At 43.4% G+C, this 251-nt stretch carries 1 pseudogene; it reads right to left on the reverse strand.

What is annotated here, in order from left to right:
- Positions 1-126, reverse strand: a pseudogene (locus tag AACW06_RS20560) (IS66 family transposase); the annotation flags it as partial.
- Positions 127-251 lie beyond the last annotated feature (125 nt).

Raw genomic sequence — 251 nt, forward strand, 5'->3', positions numbered from 1 at the left:
CAACATCGGTTTAGCCTGCGCTTGTCTTTCTGTCCAACGCTCTTCGACCGAAGCCAGTTTTAATCGAGATTCAAGTGCGTACAACTTTTGGATTTTGGCTAACGCCACATCCGCTTTACCTGACTTAACCTGAACTCGGGATAAAAATAGGCAGGAACTAAAAGCTGGTTCTGCGATCAGATCTTTCGACTAAAAAGGAAATCATCGCAAAGGAACCAGCTATGAAAAAGTTAACTGACCTATTCTGCCAT

Origin of the sequence: Vibrio sp. S12_S33 (assembly GCF_963889785.1) — a bacterium.
GTDB lineage: Bacteria > Pseudomonadota > Gammaproteobacteria > Enterobacterales > Vibrionaceae > Vibrio > Vibrio aestuarianus.